The following is an 18,203-nucleotide window of genomic DNA, read 5'->3' on the forward strand; positions in this document are numbered from 1 at the left end:
TATTTATTTTTTTTAAATTCTCAATTTTACACACCCATAATTACGTAATTCTTATCAAAATTATACGTATTAATACTTAATTTTGAATTCTAAATACGTAATTCATGAAGAAAGTAGTCATTATAGGCAATGGAATGGTAGGATATAAATTTTGTGAAAAATTTGTTGCCTCAGAAAGATTCAATGAATATAAGCTTACAGTTTTTGGAGAAGAACCTAGAAGAGCTTATGACCGCGTTCATTTAAGTGAGTATTACGCGGGTAAAACAGCTGAAGATTTAAGTATGTCATCTGCAACTTGGTATGAAGAAAACAACATTGATCTTCATACTTCAGAAATGATTACAGAAATTAATAGAATAGAAAAAACAGTCGCCAATCACCGTGGAACAAAATATGAGTATGATTACTTAATTTTTGCAACAGGATCTTCTGCATTTGTACCCCCTATTCCAGGAGTGGAGAAAGAAGGAGTGTTTGTATATAGAACAATTGAAGATCTTGAAGCTACTGAAGCCTATGCAAAAAAATTAAAAGCAGCAGGAAAAACAGAAGCCGCAGTACTTGGAGGTGGTTTGTTAGGTTTAGAGGCTGCAAATGCTGTTAAGAACCTCGGTTTAAATGCCCATGTTATCGAATTTGCTCCACGTTTAATGCCAAGGCAATTAGACAAAGGCGCCAGCGATATGCTTCAATCTAAAATCGAAGAGTTAGGCTTACAGGTACACTTATCAAAACAAACTCAATACATTCAAGGAGATAAATCTATCGAAGGATTACAATACATTGATGAAACAGAATTAAAAGTTGATATGCTCGTAGTCTCTGCGGGAATTAGGCCAAGAGATGAAGTCGCAAGAGAATGTGGATTAGAAGTAGGAACTAGAGGTGGGATCATAGTAAATCAAAAAATGCAGACCTCTGATTCAAATATCTATGCTATCGGAGAATGTGCTTTACTAAACAATATGATTTATGGTCTTGTAGCTCCTGGTTATGATATGGCTGAAATAGCCTTAAACCAAATTACAGGAGGCGACAATACAATGCCAGAATATATTGACATGTCTACTCAATTAAAACTAATTGGTACCGAAGTAGCTAGTTTTGGTGATGCGCTAAATGAAGCTAAAGAAGATATCGATGAAATCACTTACGTAAATAAACGTACAGGAATTTACAAAAGAATTAACGTCGCTAAAAACGGAAAAAAACTATTAGGAGGTATCCTTGTCGGTGATTCTTCTGATTATAATGCATTGTTTCAAATTTATAATACAGCAATGAAACTACCCGAGAATCCAGAAGATCTAATTCTAGGAAGTCGTGGTGGGGACAATGGTTCTCTCTTAGGAGATGTAATGGATCTTCCGGATGAAGCTCAAATTTGTTCTTGTGAGAGTGTTACCAAAGGGCAAATTTGTGGTGCTATTCAGAATGGAGAAGCTAAAGATCTGGCCGATGTAGTAAGCTGTACTAAAGCGGGAACAGGTTGTGGGGGTTGTAAACCTATGGTAAAAGATTTAACCGATGCTACCTTAAAATCTTTGGGAATTGAAGTAAAAGATAATGTTTGTGAACATTTTGATTATAACAGACAAGAATTATATGACATTATTCAAATAAAAGGATACACATCATTTGATGAAATTTTAGATAAGAAAGGAAACGGAGGTCATGGTTGTGAACTATGTAAACCTTTAATAGCATCATTAATGGCAACAATTCATGCGGATACCGCTAACAAAGAATATGTAATTCAAGATTCTAATGACCGTTTCCTGGCAAATATTCAACGTAATGGAACTTACTCTGTAGTACCCAGAATTGCAGGAGGAGAATTAACTCCACAGCAATTAATCGATCTTGGAGAAATAGGAAAAAAATATGATTTATATACCAAAATAACAGGTGGACAACGTATTGATTTCTTTGGAGCGACATTGAATCAGTTACCAAAAATTTGGAAAGATTTAATTGATAAAGGGTTTGAAAGTGGCCATGCATATGGTAAATCCTTACGAACAGTAAAAAGTTGTGTAGGTTCTACTTGGTGCCGATATGGTATGGATGAAAGTGTAAGTTTTGCTATTGAATTAGAGAATCGTTATCGTGGAATGCGGTCACCACATAAAATCAAAGGAGGCGTTTCAGGATGTATTCGTGAATGTGCTGAAGCAAGAGGTAAAGATTTTGGAGTTATCGCTGTAGAAGGTGGTTGGAACTTGTATGTAGGTGGTAACGGAGGAGCTACTCCTCGTCATGCAGAATTACTTGCAGAGCAGATTGATAATGAAACTGTAATCAAATACATTGATCGATTTTTAATGTTTTATATGCGTACCGCTAAACCACTGCAAAGAACTGCTGCTTGGTTAGATCGTTTAGAAGGTGGAATAGAACATCTTAAAGAAGTCGTTATTAATGATAAATTAGGTATTGCTGCAGATTTAGATACAGAAATGAATACGCTTGTGAACAAGTTTGAATGTGAATGGAAACAAGCCATAGAAGATCCAGAAACCATGAAACGCTTTAGTCATTTTGTAAATAGTGACGAAGATGATGATAATTTGGTTTTTGTACCTCTAAGGGACCAAAAAATGCCCGAACACTGGAAATAATAGTAAAATTTTGATAAAGTATTAATGTGTTTTCGCCTCTGCGAAACCAATCAAGAATGTTTTAGTTATGGAAGAAATTTTGGAGATATATAAAACAACAACAACCGAAGAAGTAACCGTATGGTTTAAAGCTGCCAAAATAAGTGATTTCCCAAAAAACGGGGGAGCATGCATAAAATATAAAGAAAAGCAAATAGCAGTATTTAATTTTGAAAGAAAGAATATGTGGTATGCATGTCAGAATGTATGTCCGCACAAAATGGAAATGGTTTTAAGTCGCGGTATGACAGGAGATCATCAAGGCACTCCAAAAATAGCTTGCCCAATGCATAAAAAAACTTTTTCTCTTGAAAATGGTAAAAATCTAAACGGAGACCTTGCTCCTATCGCAACATATCCAGTAAAATTAGAGGGAGACAATGTTTACGTAGGTTTTGCCGAATAGATAAAATCATTTGATTCTATTCTTAAAAAGAATTAACTTTGTTTGGATACCAATTCAAAACTTTTATGCCAACCAAAAAATTACTCGAAGCATATCGATTATTTGATAAAGCTAACTCCTTAGATCCCAATTTAGAGACCGTTAATGGGGATACTATTCCAAAAGAATTAATTTACGGACAAAGGATGACCCAAACCTTAGAATCTTTTAATCAAGATGCTTCTGAAGCTTTGAGGCTGGCAGCTCGTTCTCAACATATTTGTAGATGGGAAATACCTAGATCAAGCTACCCAATGGACCGAGTGGGATATTTAAAATGGCGTGAAGATTTGAAAAAATTTCATGCCGCAAAGGCTTCCGAAATATTAGATAGTTTGGATTATGATATAGAGACTATAGAAAGAGTCTCTTTTTTACTTCAGAAAAAGAAACTAAAAAAAGATGAGGAAACACAAGCCCTCGAAGATATTATCTGTCTAGTTTTTCTTACATACTATTACGAAGATTTTCTTTCTAAGCATAAAAATGAAAAGGTAATTGATATTTTACAAAAAACTTGGCGTAAAATGTCAGAAAAAGGACAGCAAGCTGCATTAAAAGGATCATATTCTAAAAAAGCATTAGATTTGATTCAGCAAGCTTTAGCATCTTAAACATTGAATAAAAAAGAATCTTTAGATCATCAAACCTTTGGACGTCTAAGCAAAATTTATAGTATTGCTTTGGGGGCTATTGCTTTGTTTACTATTGGAGGTCAATTTTTTATTCAACAATACCTAAATAGTCAAATAGATGATTCCAGAATAATTAATATTTCTGGACGACAACGAATGCTTAGTCAAAAACTACTAAAAGACATTCTACTACTTGATAATATTGAAAAACAACAAACCAGAAATAATGCGATTAAAGATTTAGAGTCTACCATTTTCCTTTGGCGCGAATCTCATGAAGTACTCTCTCGGCATAATGAAACCCTACAAAACAAACAAAAAGATAGTACCGAAATACACAAAATGTTCTCAGTACTACAACCTTATTTTCAAAAAATACTAAATAATAGTGTTGAAATTATTGACCTATATAAAGATGATACTATAGATCAAAAAATACTTAAACCTTATCTAGATGAAATTGTTTTAAACGAACCTCTATTTCTTAAACAAATGGATAAAATAGTGTTTCGTTATGAGTTAGAGGCACAACAAAAAGTTTCCTATTTAAAGAAAATTGAATACCTCCTATTTGGACTAATACTTTTAATTTTATTTATCGAATTTGTTCTTCTTTTTAGACCTGTAGCTATTAGTATTAAAAAGACAATCTCAAATCTATTATTATCTCAACGTAAAGCCGAAGAAATGGCTTTTAAAACGGATGAGTTAAGAAAAATTCAAGAAGAAAACATTCAAGAACTTTCATCACTCACAAAAGCCATAGATCAAACGTTATTGTATGCCAGAGTTGATGCATCAGGAAGTATTAAAAGTTTAGGGGAACGTTTTTCTAAACTATTGGTTGAAGAAAATTATGAAAGAAAAAACTTAACAGATCTAATGGGGTTGAATGCCGTGCAAAAAAATAGATTATTGCAACTCATAACTCAAAATAAAGGTGGTGTATTTAACGAAGAATTTGAGTTTATCACCCGGACAGGGAATAGAATATGGCTAGACATTTCTATACTTACTGTATTTAAAGAATCCGGAGATTCTGAACGTTTGGTCCTTTGTTCTGATATTTCGAAACGCAAGGAAGCTCAAAACGAGATTGAGCGCCTTAATGCTTCTAACTATAAAGAGAAAGAAGAACTACAAAAATCCAATGCAAGTCAAATTGTAGAAGCTCAGGAAGAAGAACGCAAAAGAATAGCCAAAGAAATTCACGATAGTATTGGTCAAATGTTGACTGCACTTAAGTTTAATATAGAATCCATCAACCTAAATAACATTGAGAAAACATCTCAAAAGATTGAAGGATTAAAACAACTATCTCAGGATTTAATACAAGGTACCAGAATTGCTACTTTTAATCTCACTCCACCTGAATTAAAAGACTATGGTATTAGTATTGCTCTTCAGAAAATGGCAAAGGAACTTTCTAAACTAACAAGTAAAAATATCGTTTTTGAGAATCTATCAGATTTTGATCATCGATTCGATTCTTTAGTTGAGACCAATTTATATAGAGTAACTCAAGAAGCAGTAAATAATGCGATAAAATATGCCAATTCTAGTTATATCATGATTAAAATTAATCATACAGATGCTGTTCTAAGTATTATTATTAGTGATAACGGAAATGGTTTTAACATTAGCGATATTCCTACCAAACCAAAAAACAATGCAGAAGGTGGAATGGGGTTATTCTTTATGAAAGAGCGTATGAATTATATTAATGGTAGATTATTTTTAAACTCGATTCCGGGAGAAGGTACTCGAATTACATTAAATTATACAATCCCCAATATCTAGATTAATTTTCTGTTTTTTCTACAAAAACATTTATATACTAGACTTTATTCGTTTTTTTTTTAATCACCTCGTTACGATAATAATCCAAAATACCATCTATTGGGCGTCTTACTATATTTCCTACGGTAAGATTATAAGGCCAAACTGCAGCTCTAATAATATCTTCACTAAAGTGCGCTATTGAACCTATAAAGTGAATAGGTACATTTTGAGCTTCAGCAAAACACAACACACGGTTTTCTACAAATTCCTGAATTCCTTCGGTAACAATTTTATAAAAATATCCATTACGTTCACTTGTAAAAATAAATTCAGCAAAAGAAGCTAAATATGTATTTGGATTATCTTTTTTGTATAGATTTTGTTTAATACTATCAGAAGATAAATCAAATCTTTTTTCAAACTCTGAGGCTACCTCTGGTGGCATTCTTTTGTAGTAGTAATCTCTAATTAATCTTTTTCCAAAGTAATTACCACTTGCTTCATCCATAAGAATATATCCTAAAGAATCAACAGTCATATGGATATCATCACCATCATAATAGCAACTATTAGACCCTGTACCTAAAATACAAACGATACCTGGTTCTGTAGTGGCCGCATAAACAGCTGCAACCATATCCTCTTTTACAACAACTTCCGAATTAACAAAATACTCTTCAAAGATTTTTGTCAACATAGCAGCAGGTCTTTTTGTTCCACATCCTGCTCCATAAAAGTTAACTACATCGATTTTTTCACGATAATCAGCAAGTTCTTGATTATCCCTAATTCTTTCTTCTAGAAGAGATTTTTCAAATACAGCAGGATTTAACCCCTCTGTTCGGGTTTTAAAAACAATTTCTCCCGAATCATCGAGAAGAATCCAGTCACACTTAGTAGAACCGCCGTCAGCTATTAAAATCATTTAAATCTAGTTTGTAGTTAGCAAAGAGAAAAAACCCCGAAAATTTATTTCTCGGGGCTATATTTTATTAATTATAGATTACCCACATGAGTTGAAAGATCAACTAACTTAGTTGAGTATCCAAATTCATTATCATACCAAGAGATAAGTTTAAAGAAATTGTCATTTAAAGCAATACCTGCATTAGCATCAAAAACAGAAGTTTGTGATTCTCCTACAAAATCTTGTGAAACTACATCTTCTTCTGTATATCCTAAGATACCTTTTAATTCATTTTCAGAAGCATTTTTTACAACTGCCTTAAGGTCATCATAAGAAATTGACTTTTTAGTTTTTACAGTTAGATCCACAACAGAAACATCTGCAGTAGGAACTCTAAATGCCATACCTGTTAACTTACCTTGTAAAGAAGGAATTACTTTTGTAACAGCTACAGCCGCCCCTGTTGTTGAAGGTATAATGTTATTTAAAGCACTACGTCCTAATCTATAATTTTTTCTTGAAGGAGTATCTACAACTGCTTGTGTAGCTGTTCCTGCATGTACAGTAGTCATTAATCCTTCTTCAATTCCAAAATTATCATCTATTACTTTAGCTAAAGGAGCTAAACAATTTGTTGTACAAGAGGCATTAGAAACTATATTATCTGTAGCCTTGACATCATTATGATTTACTCCCATTACGAACATAGGAGCATCTTTTGATGGTGCAGAAATAACAACTTTCTTAGCACCTGCTTTTAAATGGGCATCTGCAGTACCTAAAGTAGTAAAGATACCTGTACAATCCATAACTACATCTACACCTACAGCATCCCATTTAAGATCCTCTGGGTTACGTTCTGCTGTTACACGAATTTCTTTTCCGTTTACAACAAGGTTTCCATTTTGAACTTCAATAGTTCCTTCAAATTTTCCGTGTACAGAGTCATATTCTAATAAATACGCTAAATGTTCTACATCTAGTAAATCATTAATTGCTACTATCTCTACATTATCACGTTTAGAAGCAATTCTAAATGCAATTCTTCCGATTCTTCCAAAACCGTTAATTCCAATTTTTAACGTACTCATATTTAAAATTTTAGTTGTTTTTAATTTAAATGGTTATATAAAATTATACCGAAGTAATGTCGGCCACTTTTATCAATCCGTCGTGTTTATGTTCTCGTTTATCAAGTGCTGTTTTTAAGGGTACAATAGTCACTGTTTTATGTACAATCCCAATCATCACTTCACTTTTACCTTCTAACAAGGTTTCTACTGCTCCTACTCCTAATTTACTTGCTAATACTCGATCATAACAACTTGGAGCTCCTCCTCTTTGGATATGTCCTAATACAGAAACTCTTACTTCATAATCCCCCAAGTTCTCTTCAACATATTCTCCTAATTCAAAAATATTTTTACCTGATTTATCACCTTCGGCTACAACAATTATACTAGAAGTTTTGCCTGTTTTTTTACTTTTCTTAAGAGACTCGATTAACCTATCTACTCCCATATCTTCTTCTGGAATCAAAATCTCTTCTGCTCCTGCTCCTATACCTGCATTTAAAGCAATATCACCAGCATCTCTTCCCATTACTTCAATTAGAAATAATCTATTGTGTGAACTTGCAGTGTCTCTAATTTTATCTATTGCTTCTACTACTGTATTTAGTGCGGTGTCGTATCCTATCGTATAATCAGTACCATTAATATCATTATCAATTGTACCAGGAATTCCTACGACAGGAAAGTTAAACTCTTCTGATAATTTAAGAGCACCTGTAAAACTACCGTCTCCTCCAATTACCACAAGTGCATCAATATTATTTTTGATCAGATTGTCATGCGCCTTTTTTCTCCCTTCTTCTGTTCTAAACGCTGCGGATCGAGCAGATTTAAGAAAAGTACCTCCTTTATTAATTATGTTACGAACAGACCTTGCATTTAGTTCTTCTATTTCGTTCCCTATTAGGCCTTCATATCCTTTATAAATTCCAAAACAATTTATTTTATAAAAACTACATGCTCGAACCACTGCACGTATTGCAGCATTCATTCCTGGGGCGTCTCCTCCTGAGGTTAAAACGGCTATATTTTGAACTTTTTCCATCATCGAAGTCAAATCTATCGTTAATGGTAGTAATAACCTAATTTGAAAAAAAACTAAAACGTTTTCGGTTAATAAATTCGCTCTTTACCTACATAAAAAGCATTATTTTAACACATTTTCATAGATTATTTTAAGAATAAAACGATAATGTAGCGCCGTCTTTTAAGATATTTCCAAGAATTGAAAAATTGTATATAACATAAAAACGGCTTGCAGTTGCAAGCCGTTTATAAAAGTTTATCGTTAAAAATTTTATTATTCTTGAATAAGAATACGATATTTCCAGCCATCAAGACTTTGAGTATCTTTTGGAATACTCTCGTAGAGCTCTCCAGAAAGATAGTCTTTGAACTTTCCTTTATAATCTAACGAAAATTTTAGTGGCTCATTTGTCATATTAGCAATAAACACAACTTTATGATTATTTTTTTCTCTAAGAAAGGCAAGAATATTGTTGTCGTTTGATGTTTTTATCCTAGTATAGGATGCAGCATTTTTTCCTCCATGCAATGCCGGGTTATTGTTCTTTAATTGTCCTAATTTTTCGTATAATGGGAAAAATACTCCCTCTTTTTTGATAATTGTATCCTTTTCAAAGAACAACAATCTCTTTTCCATATCATATTCTTGGCCTGAATAAATTAGTGGCATCCCAGGAGTCACATAAGACAATGCTGCAAAAAGCTCTGAAGCATCCCCCATTCTTTCTCTTACAGTACCGTTCCACGAATTTTCGTCATGATTTGATGTAAAATTCATTAGAATATCATCTTTAGCATACATAGAGTCTATTTGAGTCATTCTTTTATCCCATTCTTTTGCATCTGCTTTTCCTTTTGCAATATCATTCATTTTATGATGGGTATCCCAACCATACCCCATATCAAAAGCATTTTCTAATAGTTCCGGTTCCCAACCTTCTGCTAGCATAAAAATTGGTTTTACTTTTTTTAATTCTGCTACCGTCTTATTCCAAAAATCCACAGGAACCATCCCTGCGACATCACATCGAAAACCATCTATATTCTCTTCTTTTAACCAATACAACATATCATTCCTCATTTGTTCACGCATTTCTTTATTATCATAATTAAGATCCGCTACATCGGTCCAATCCGTATCAACAGTATGTGTAATATTTCCATCTTTATCTTTTGTATAATATTCTGGACGCTCTTTTAACCAAACATGATCCCAACCGGTGTGATTAGCTACCCAATCCAAAATGACGTAAATCTCATTATCATGAGCTGTTTTTACTAATCTTCTAAAATCATCAAGAGTACCAAATTCTGGATTAACTTTTGTGTAATCAGAAATTGCATAATAGCTACCTAGTGTACCTTTACTTTTAGTTGTTGAAATAGGGTATATTGGCATTAACCAAAGAACTTTTACTCCTAATTTTTTAAGGATGGGTATGTCTTTTGTGAAAGCATTAAAAGATCCTTCTTCAGAATATTGACGGATATTAGCTTCATAAATCACCGCATTTTCCATAACAGCCTCATCGATTGGGGCTAATTCTTGTCTTTCTTCATTAGTTGTTTCTACATTTGCGATTGGTGACTCTTTCTTTGTTTGCCCACAAGAAATTAAGATTCCTGTAGCAATAAGAGTTATAAGTATTTTTTTCATTTTCTTTTTGGATTATCTGTGGTTACAATTACTTTAATTCTAATATCATTGAAGTTTTTGCCGGAACCGTAAATTCTTCAGTTATAGTAATGTTATTATCTGTTAGAATATCTACAGCAGTTTTAAAGTCCTTAATTCCTTCTTTAAAACGACCAATATCTACTTTGCGATCTTTAGTATTATTATTAATAATTACCATTGTACTTTTTTCGTCATTATATCTAAAGTATACATATACGTTATCAAAAGGTATGTACTGTAATAATTTTCCTTTATGTATAGTAGAAGCATTCTTTCTCCAATTCAATATTTTTTTTGTAAACGCATAAAATGCTTCTTGATCTTTAGTTCTACCATTTTTTTCTGGTGGTAAAAATGCATTTTGTTCATCTTTTGGCCACCCTCCCGGAAAATCTCTTCGTATGTCACCATCTCCATTTTTATCTCTATTACCTAACATTCCTATTTCATCACCATAATATAGTTGTGGTATTCCGCGTGTCGTTAATATTAATGTCATTGCCATTTTATATTTATTAATATCACTCTGGTATATTTCATTAATACGATTCGTATCATGATTACCCGTAAATAGTAATACATTATTAATATTTGCATATAAAAAGTCGTTCGAAAAGTTTTCATAAGCTCTAATCATACCTTTGTCCCAGGCATTTTCATCCTCATCAAACATAACAGTTATGGCATCATGAAGTGTAAAATCCATAACTGATGGTAGATATGAGTTAAAATTATCTATTGCTCCTATTTTACTATCTTTTTGCCAGTATGCTATTTGAGCCTGATTATGCATCCATACTTCTCCTACGATATTAAAGTTTGGATATTCGTCCATAATACTCTTTGTCCATTTTGATATCCCCTCTTTATCATTATATGAATATGTATCTACTCTAAAACCATCTAGATCTGCATATTCTATCCACCAAATTGCATTTTGGGTAATATATTTAAGAAGTAATGGGTTACTTTGATTCATATCGGGCATGGTCGTATCAAACCACCCATCCATGCAACCTTTAGCATCTATTTTAGAGGCATTACTATCAAATTGCGTAGTCATTCTATAGTTGCTTCTTTTAAAACCTTCTGGCCATTGGTGTATCCAATCTTTGGTTGGTAAATCATTGATCATCCAGTGTTTTGATCCCCAATGATTAGTTACATAATCCATAACTAACTTCATATCCAGTTTATGCATTTCTGAAGCTAGGCGTTTATAATCATCATTAGTACCATATCTAGGATCTATCTTATAAAAATCACTTTGAGCATAGGTGTGATAAGAATATGTAGGTTCATTATCCTCTAATAAAGGAGTGCTCCATAAGGTTGTAATACCAAGATCCTTGAGATATCCTAGATATTCAATTATGCCTTGTATGTCTCCACCATGTCTTCCTCCGGGATTGGAACGATCGGCTTTTTCTAAAGTATGGGAATGCGTATCATTTTTAGGATCTCCATTCGCAAAGCGATCTGGCATAATCAAATACATTACATCACTACTATCGAATCCTTTTCTTTGTGCAGATGCTTCTTTTCTTTGTTTAAACTCATATGATTGAGAAAATTCAACCTTATTATTATATTTAAAATCAATTGCAATTTTTCCTGGTCCTATATCTTGCGTATCGATTGTTACAAATACATAATTCTTGTTTTCGGTTTTCTTAACCTCTAGAATAGTTACGTCTTTGATTTCTATATCGTATTTGGCGATATCCTTAGCATAACAAAGTATCTGAAGTTCATTCTGTTGCATACCACTCCACCAAAAAGGTGGTTCTATCTTTTCTACTTGCCCATACATACATGAAAATAGAAAGCAAGTGAATAGAAATATTAGTCTACTATTCATTTTTTTGTGAATTTTTAATTTTAATAAAAATTATTGATGATCTTAATAGAAGTTAATACCCCAAAAAGATTTTTTTGGGGTATTTATTTAACTATATGATTTAGATTATATAGTGATTAATGTATCGGGAGAAATATTTATCTCTTTTCCGTCTACATAAATTATAAGTTCTTGATTTCCTTCTAAATTAAAAGAAGTCCCTTCTTGAGAAACGTTAACTTTTAAGATTTGATTTCGGAAATTAACATTAAATGTATATCCTTTCCATTCTTTAGGAATTTTTGGAGAGAATGATAATCTATCATTTTTTATTCTAAGTCCTCCAAACCCCTCGACTATGCTCATCCAAGTTCCTGCCATACTAGTAATATGCAGACCTTCTTCGACTTCTTTATTATAATCATCTAAGTCTAATCTTGAAGTTCTTAAATAAAAAGTATATGCCTGATCCATACGATCTAAAGCAGCGGCTTGAATACTATGAACACAAGGAGACAAAGAAGATTCATGCACCGTAAAAGGTTCGTAAAAATCAAAATGACGCCCTAATTCTTCTGAAGTAAACTTGTCTTCAAACATATAAAAACCTTGAAGAACGTCTGCTTGTTTAATATAAGGTGATCTTAATATTCGATCCCAACTCCATTTTTGATTAATCGGACGTTGAGATTTATCAAGATCAGCAACAGTTATTAATTCTTTATCCAAAAATCCATCTTGCTGTAAATATACCTGATGCTTTTCTGAATATGGGAAATACATTTTTTCTGCAACTTGGGCCATGGCATTAATTTCTTCTTCTCCAAGTTTAGTTTTTTCGATTATTCTTTTGTAATCATTACTGTATTCTTCTTTTACTTTAGTAATATTTTCAATACAATACTCTATACACCACTTTGCTAAATAGTTCGTATACCAATTATTATTAATATTATTTTCGTACTCATTTGGGCCAGTAACTCCTAGTATCACATATTTATCCTTATCGGTAGAGAATGTTGCTCTTTGATGCCAAAAACGAGCAATTCCGATCATTACTTCTAATCCTTTTTCTGGAATATAACTATAATCGCCTGTATAACGGTGATAATTATAGATAGCAAAAGTCATTGCTCCATTACGATGTATTTCTTCAAAAGTAATTTCCCACTCATTATGACACTCTTCTCCATTCATGGTTACCATTGGATATAAAGCTGCTCCATTAGTAAACCCAAGTTTTTCGGCATTTTCTATGGCTTTTTCAAGATGCTGATAACGATACGTAAGCAGGTTACGAGCAACAACTTGATCTTTTGTTGCCATATAAAAAGGAATGCAATATGCTTCTGTATCCCAATATGTACTACCTCCATATTTTTCTCCTGTAAACCCTTTAGGACCTATATTTAATCTGGCATCTTTACCTAAATATGTTTGATTTAACTGAAAAATATTAAATCGTATACCTTGTTGTGCTTTTACATCTCCATCGATCGCAATATCGGCCATTTCCCATATTTTGGACCATGCATTTTTTTGTAAATCTAATAATGCTTCAAAACCTGATTCTGAAGCTTGCTTAAGTACTGCAGAACTTGCTGTAACGAGATCTTCCTCTTTGTGATTTAATGAGACTGTGTATCCACCAAATTTAACTACAGTTGCTGTTTTCCCTTTAGGGACTTCGAGGGTATAGTTTAATTTTACGCAAGTATTACTAATCTCAACTTTAGGATAAATATCAGTTGCTTTTTCATCTAGAAATATTTGATTGAGCATTCCTGTACAGGCATGAAAATCAGTTTTCATTGTTTTAGATAAAATATGTGCTGTATTGCCCTTATGCGCTAAATCATAAGTATCCCAGAATTTATCATCCCAATTGGTATCTTCATTTGTAATACCAGCGTCTAAGTATGGCGTGAAAACAACTTCGACGTCTTGACTTATGGGAGTTACCTCATACTTGATAGCACCTACCTCATCAAGGTCCAAACTTAAAAAACGAGTTGATTTTACGGATACTTCAATACCATTGGTAAGAACAACATTAAAAGAACGTTGATACCAACCTTCTTTCATGTTTAACTCTCTTCTAAAATTGGTCACTGATTTACATTTAAATAAATCTAATTTCTCACCACCGATTTCTACATTAATACCAATCCAATTTGGAGCGTTAAGTACTTTAGCAAAATACTCTGGATATCCATTTTTCCACCAACCTACTCTGGTTTTATCAGGATAATATACTCCCGCAATATAACTACCCTGAAAAGTAGGTCCAGAATACATTTCTTCGAAGTTGGCCCTTTGTCCCATTGCTCCGTTACCTATACTAAAAAGGCTTTCTGAGGATTTAACACGTTCTACATCAAACCCTTCTTCAATAATTGACCAGTTATCTGGTTTTACATAATCCTGATTCATCTGTTCTTCATTAATTTTTTAGTGGTTAGTCTACTTCACCAATTTAATTCTCTTCTCTAGTGAGATGACTTTACGTTGTGGTTAACTTTATTCTATTTTTTATTTTTTGGTCAAAACCAAGTTATTTATAAAATCTTCTTTGATTTCGGTAAAATCATTAAATACATAATCTGCTTCATGCAAAACTTGACGATTACCAATCCCTATACTAATCATATTGGCGCTATTTGCCGCCTGAACTCCTGCAACAGAATCTTCAAAAACCACACAGTTTTCTGGAGAAATACCTAGTTCTTTTGCTCCTATAAGAAATACTTCAGGATCTGGTTTGGCTTTTGATACATTTGTTCCATCCACAATAGCTTCAAATTTTTCTTGCAACTGAACTTTTTCAAGAATTATTCTTGCGTTTTTACTAGCTGAACCCAATGCGATACCTTGGTTTTTTGAAATCAAGTAATCTAATACTCTTGGCACGTCAGGAAGAATTTCTGTCGTATCCATTTTTTTTATGTATTCTAGGTATTCTTCATTTTTATCTGTCATTAACCTAGTAAACTCTTCTTCTGAAATGGTTTTATTACCCCATTCTAATATTTTTTCTAAAGATCGTATTCGGCTAACCCCTTTAAGTTGTTCATTTTGTTCTTCAGAAAAAGAAATTCCTAAGTTATTAGCAAGGTTCTGCCATGCTAAAAAATGATATTTTGCGGTATCCACAATAACACCATCTAAATCAAATATGAAAGCTTTTTTCATTAATTCTTTATTTCTTTTGGATTATAAGTAATAGCGTCTTTATTAGTTATCAAAAAATTACACAATCCCGCAATGATTAGACTTATACCTGCTATTATCATTGCATTAATTGCTTCATCACCTAAAAGCTTATAGGTAAAATTAATTCCGCCCAACGCGGCTATAATTTGAGGTATCACAATAAACATATTAAAAATACCCATGATTACTCCCATTTTCTTTGGGTCAACAGAGCTTGAAAGCATTGCATATGGCATAGATAAAATACTACCCCATGCAAACCCAATTAAAGAAAATGAAAGGATTAACCATTCTGGAGATGGGATAAAATACATCGATATAAAACCAATACCTCCCAAGATAAGAGATACCATATGTACATATTTTCTATTTATTCTCCTTTTTGATGTATAAAATACTAATATTAAAGCAAATACCATAGAAGACAATCCATAAACTCCATTATAAGAACCTACTAGATTAGAGGATTTCTGAAATTTATTATTACTTACCCAATACCATGTTTTTTCTTGATCAAAATCTTGAGCAATAGATGTTAAGTAATTACCTCTCTCTTCTGTATTTTTAATAGCATTATATTGTTCTTTATAAAGGTGTACTAAGTTTAAATCATTAACCAAAGTATCTTGTAAAGCATTATTAAAGAATAATGTATCCTGTTTGGCAATAGTTAAAAACTCTGTTTGATACTTTTTTATGAGATCTGTATTTTTACTTTCTACGGCATAAAGCTCTTTGGTTGGGTTTGGTGTTTTAAAAATATGTTCTGTTAATGCTGGATTGGTTAATCCCCACATAGTAAAAAAGGCAAACCAGCTAAAAAACTGAACCACCCCAAGTTTTTTCATGGTTAGTGGCATATTACCTATGTTACCCAAAATATCAGAAATGAAACTATTTTTCTTTTGCTTTTCTTTTTCAAACTCTTCCATATCCTCTGGAGGATACTCTTTTGTAGTAAATACAGTATATAAAATACTGACCAAAAAAATACAAGCTCCAACTGCAAAAGCCACTTTTACAGACATTGGCAAAACACCACTTGGAGCAGAATCACTAGCACCCAGTTTTGATACCATCCAAGGTAAACTACTTGCTACAAAGGTTCCGACTCCAATTATCAAGGTTTGAACTAAAAATCCGTAAGACCTTTGAGAATCTGGCAATTTATCAGCTACTAAGGCTCTAAAGGGCTCCATTGATATGTTAATAGAGGCATCTAAAATCCATAACAACCCAGCTGCAACCCATAAAAAAGGTGAATGTGGTACTATAAAAAGAGCTATAGAACTTAAAATAGCTCCTACCAAGAAGTAAGGCCTTCTTCTTCCCCATCTTGGACTCCAAGTTCTATCGCTTAAATAACCTATTATAGGTTGAACTAACAAACCTGTTAAAGGTGCTGCCAACCACATGATCGGAATATCATAGATTTCGGCTCCTAATGTTTGAAAAATTCTAGACATGAAACCGCCCTGTAAGGCCATTCCAAATTGTATTCCTAAGAAACCGAAACTCATGTTCCAGATTTCCCAAAAACTTAACTTACGCTTATTCATCAAGTAAATCTTTGATTATTAACTTGATAAGCGAAATTGCTTATCAAAACTTATTTAGTAGAAAGTGAAAATATAAGTTTTGACTGAGGGCAAATATATATTATTTTTCAATATATCGTATTACCGTTTCGTTTTTTTTGTTGATTGTCTTTGTATTAAACTTGTATCTATTATTACTGTTCTATATTCTTCGCTTACGGTATCATCGCCTTCTAGTTTATCAATAAGTAACTTTGCTGCTCTAATACCCATATCTTCACCATGTTGACTTATCGTAGTTAAACTCGGTATAAAATGCTTTGATAATATACCATCGGTAAATCCAATTATAGATATATCATCAGGTATTTTTTTTCCTTGCTCATTAAGAACTTTGGCTGCAGTTACGGCAAATAACTCATTTACTGCAAAAACCGCATCTATATCCTTATTTCTTAGGAACTCTGAAATTTCCGCCTCACAATTATCTACATCTTCTATTTTAAGAATTAATTCTTCTTCTTCCTGTATATCATATGCGCGTAAAGCTCTTAAATAACCATTTGTTCTTAGTTTACCGACACTTATATAATCTACTGTCGTTAGAATAGCTACTTTTCTACATCCTATAGATAAAAGGTGATTTGTAGCCGCTTGAGCTCCTTTTGCATCATCTATTATGACTTTATCACATACAATTTCATCTATAATTCTATCAAAAAGAACAACAGGCATGCCTTGATTCATGGTTTCTTCGATATGATGATAATCCTTTTTAAGTTGAGTTTCTTTAGCCACTGATAAAATAAATCCATCAGCACTTCCGCTAGCAAGCATTTCTAAATTGATTACTTCTTTATCAAAGGAATTGTTTGATGAACAAATGATTACATTATATCCTTTTTCATTAGCCACTTTTTCAACACCTCCAATAACGGTGGTAAAAAAATGATGCACTATTTCTGGAATGATAACTCCTATTGTTTTTGTTTTTCTATTCTTTAAACTTAGCGCTATATTATTAGGTTTATAGTTGTACAACTTTGCAAAAGCTTTTACTTTTTGTCTAGTATCTAAACTTATCTCGACACTATCTTTTAATGCTTTTGAAACGGTAGAAATAGAAACATCCAGTTCTTTTGCTATTTGTTTTAATGTAACTTTTTGCTTCATCTGTTTTCGTTTATGACTTACTTAATTAAACATTCAAAATAATCGTAATAGCTAATATGCTAAAAGCTTTCTGATCCTTATGATTATCCTCACCAAAGTATTTCTTATTGATCAAAAAACAAATTTAAGCAGGAAAACATGGCAGATGAATAGAAATTCACTTAAAATTTTAGCGGAATTTCAAAAGTTTTCCACACGCAAACGTTTGCGTTACCTACCTAGTCTAAAGT

Annotated in this window: 13 protein-coding genes; 4 read left to right on the top strand and 9 right to left on the bottom strand. The window is 32.7% G+C overall.

All coding sequences use genetic code 11. The features are described 5' to 3' along the window. The first annotated feature begins 104 nt into the window (after positions 1 to 104). The 4 genes from nirB to AWE51_RS06735 all read left to right on the top strand — a co-directional run bounded on the left by nirB (position 105) and on the right by AWE51_RS06735 (position 5,543). Entirely contained in the window at positions 105 to 2,624 is a 2,520-nt protein-coding gene (gene nirB, locus AWE51_RS06720; RefSeq protein ID WP_066311336.1) for a nitrite reductase large subunit NirB, read from the top strand. 67 nt (positions 2,625 to 2,691) lie between these two features. Further along, the gene (gene nirD, locus AWE51_RS06725) at positions 2,692 to 3,069 is read left to right on the top strand and encodes a nitrite reductase small subunit NirD (RefSeq protein ID WP_066311339.1); all 378 of its coding nucleotides are present in this window, start codon (positions 2,692 to 2,694) and stop codon (positions 3,067 to 3,069) included. Between the two features lie 65 nt (positions 3,070 to 3,134). Further along, positions 3,135 to 3,722 (top strand): DUF4202 domain-containing protein, encoded by a 588-nt coding sequence (locus AWE51_RS06730; protein WP_066311341.1) that lies wholly within the window; start codon positions 3,135 to 3,137, stop codon positions 3,720 to 3,722. A gap of 3 nt (positions 3,723 to 3,725) precedes the next feature. Next, the gene (locus AWE51_RS06735) at positions 3,726 to 5,543 is read left to right on the top strand and encodes a sensor histidine kinase (protein ID WP_066311343.1); all 1,818 of its coding nucleotides are present in this window, start codon (positions 3,726 to 3,728) and stop codon (positions 5,541 to 5,543) included. 37 nt (positions 5,544 to 5,580) lie between these two features. Here AWE51_RS06735 and AWE51_RS06740 read toward each other — a convergent pair whose 3' ends face one another. The 9 genes from AWE51_RS06740 to AWE51_RS06785 all read right to left on the bottom strand — a co-directional run bounded on the left by AWE51_RS06740 (position 5,581) and on the right by AWE51_RS06785 (position 17,973). Further along, positions 5,581 to 6,450 carry a BadF/BadG/BcrA/BcrD ATPase family protein gene (locus AWE51_RS06740; protein WP_066311345.1) on the bottom strand — a complete coding sequence of 290 codons (870 nt, stop codon included), beginning with the start codon at positions 6,448 to 6,450 and terminating at the stop codon, positions 5,581 to 5,583. A 71-nt stretch (positions 6,451 to 6,521) separates the two neighbouring features. Beyond that, positions 6,522 to 7,523, bottom strand: coding sequence for a type I glyceraldehyde-3-phosphate dehydrogenase (gap, locus tag AWE51_RS06745; protein WP_066311348.1), 1,002 nt, complete (start codon positions 7,521 to 7,523; stop codon positions 6,522 to 6,524). 43 nt (positions 7,524 to 7,566) lie between these two features. After that, complete coding sequence (gene pfkA / locus AWE51_RS06750) at positions 7,567 to 8,553, bottom strand: 6-phosphofructokinase (protein WP_066311351.1); 987 nt, start codon at positions 8,551 to 8,553, stop codon at positions 7,567 to 7,569. 252 nt (positions 8,554 to 8,805) lie between these two features. Further along, the gene (locus AWE51_RS06755; protein ID WP_066311354.1) at positions 8,806 to 10,188 is read right to left on the bottom strand and encodes an alpha-amylase family glycosyl hydrolase; all 1,383 of its coding nucleotides are present in this window, start codon (positions 10,186 to 10,188) and stop codon (positions 8,806 to 8,808) included. Positions 10,189 to 10,216: 28 nt separating this feature from the next. Continuing rightward, positions 10,217 to 12,070 carry a glycoside hydrolase family 13 protein gene (locus tag AWE51_RS06760; RefSeq protein ID WP_066311357.1) on the bottom strand — a complete coding sequence of 618 codons (1,854 nt, stop codon included), beginning with the start codon at positions 12,068 to 12,070 and terminating at the stop codon, positions 10,217 to 10,219. A 105-nt stretch (positions 12,071 to 12,175) separates the two neighbouring features. Continuing rightward, complete coding sequence (locus AWE51_RS06765) at positions 12,176 to 14,482, bottom strand: glycoside hydrolase family 65 protein (protein WP_066311358.1); 2,307 nt, start codon at positions 14,480 to 14,482, stop codon at positions 12,176 to 12,178. A gap of 99 nt (positions 14,483 to 14,581) precedes the next feature. After that, the gene (gene pgmB, locus AWE51_RS06770) at positions 14,582 to 15,241 is read right to left on the bottom strand and encodes a beta-phosphoglucomutase (protein WP_066311359.1); all 660 of its coding nucleotides are present in this window, start codon (positions 15,239 to 15,241) and stop codon (positions 14,582 to 14,584) included. Next, on the bottom strand, positions 15,241 to 16,821 hold the full coding sequence (locus AWE51_RS26085; RefSeq protein ID WP_082832349.1) for an MFS transporter: 1,581 nt from the start codon (positions 16,819 to 16,821) through the stop codon (positions 15,241 to 15,243). The genes pgmB and AWE51_RS26085 overlap by 1 nt, the downstream gene beginning before the upstream one ends. Before the next feature lie 120 nt (positions 16,822 to 16,941). Further along, positions 16,942 to 17,973, bottom strand: coding sequence for a LacI family DNA-binding transcriptional regulator (locus tag AWE51_RS06785; RefSeq protein ID WP_066311360.1), 1,032 nt, complete (start codon positions 17,971 to 17,973; stop codon positions 16,942 to 16,944). Positions 17,974 to 18,203: the final 230 nt, after the last annotated feature.

The organism is Aquimarina aggregata (genome assembly GCF_001632745.1).
Lineage (GTDB): Bacteria > Bacteroidota > Bacteroidia > Flavobacteriales > Flavobacteriaceae > Aquimarina > Aquimarina aggregata.

Bases quoted from the DNA above. Each gene is read 5' to 3' on its own strand.
- nirB (WP_066311336.1), top strand. From the start codon at position 105: ATGAAGAAAGTAGTCATTATAGGCAATGGAATGGTAGGATATAAATTT.
- nirD (WP_066311339.1), top strand. From the start codon at position 2,692: ATGGAAGAAATTTTGGAGATATATAAAACAACAACAACCGAAGAAGTA.
- AWE51_RS06730 (WP_066311341.1), top strand. From the start codon at position 3,135: ATGCCAACCAAAAAATTACTCGAAGCATATCGATTATTTGATAAAGCT.
- AWE51_RS06740 (WP_066311345.1), bottom strand. From the start codon at position 6,450: ATGATTTTAATAGCTGACGGCGGTTCTACTAAGTGTGACTGGATTCTT.
- gap (WP_066311348.1), bottom strand. From the start codon at position 7,523: ATGAGTACGTTAAAAATTGGAATTAACGGTTTTGGAAGAATCGGAAGA.
- pfkA (WP_066311351.1), bottom strand. From the start codon at position 8,553: ATGATGGAAAAAGTTCAAAATATAGCCGTTTTAACCTCAGGAGGAGAC.
- AWE51_RS06755 (WP_066311354.1), bottom strand. From the start codon at position 10,188: ATGAAAAAAATACTTATAACTCTTATTGCTACAGGAATCTTAATTTCT.
- AWE51_RS06760 (WP_066311357.1), bottom strand. From the start codon at position 12,070: ATGAATAGTAGACTAATATTTCTATTCACTTGCTTTCTATTTTCATGT.
- AWE51_RS06765 (WP_066311358.1), bottom strand. From the start codon at position 14,482: ATGAATCAGGATTATGTAAAACCAGATAACTGGTCAATTATTGAAGAA.
- pgmB (WP_066311359.1), bottom strand. From the start codon at position 15,241: ATGAAAAAAGCTTTCATATTTGATTTAGATGGTGTTATTGTGGATACC.
- AWE51_RS26085 (WP_082832349.1), bottom strand. From the start codon at position 16,821: ATGAATAAGCGTAAGTTAAGTTTTTGGGAAATCTGGAACATGAGTTTC.
- AWE51_RS06785 (WP_066311360.1), bottom strand. From the start codon at position 17,973: ATGAAGCAAAAAGTTACATTAAAACAAATAGCAAAAGAACTGGATGTT.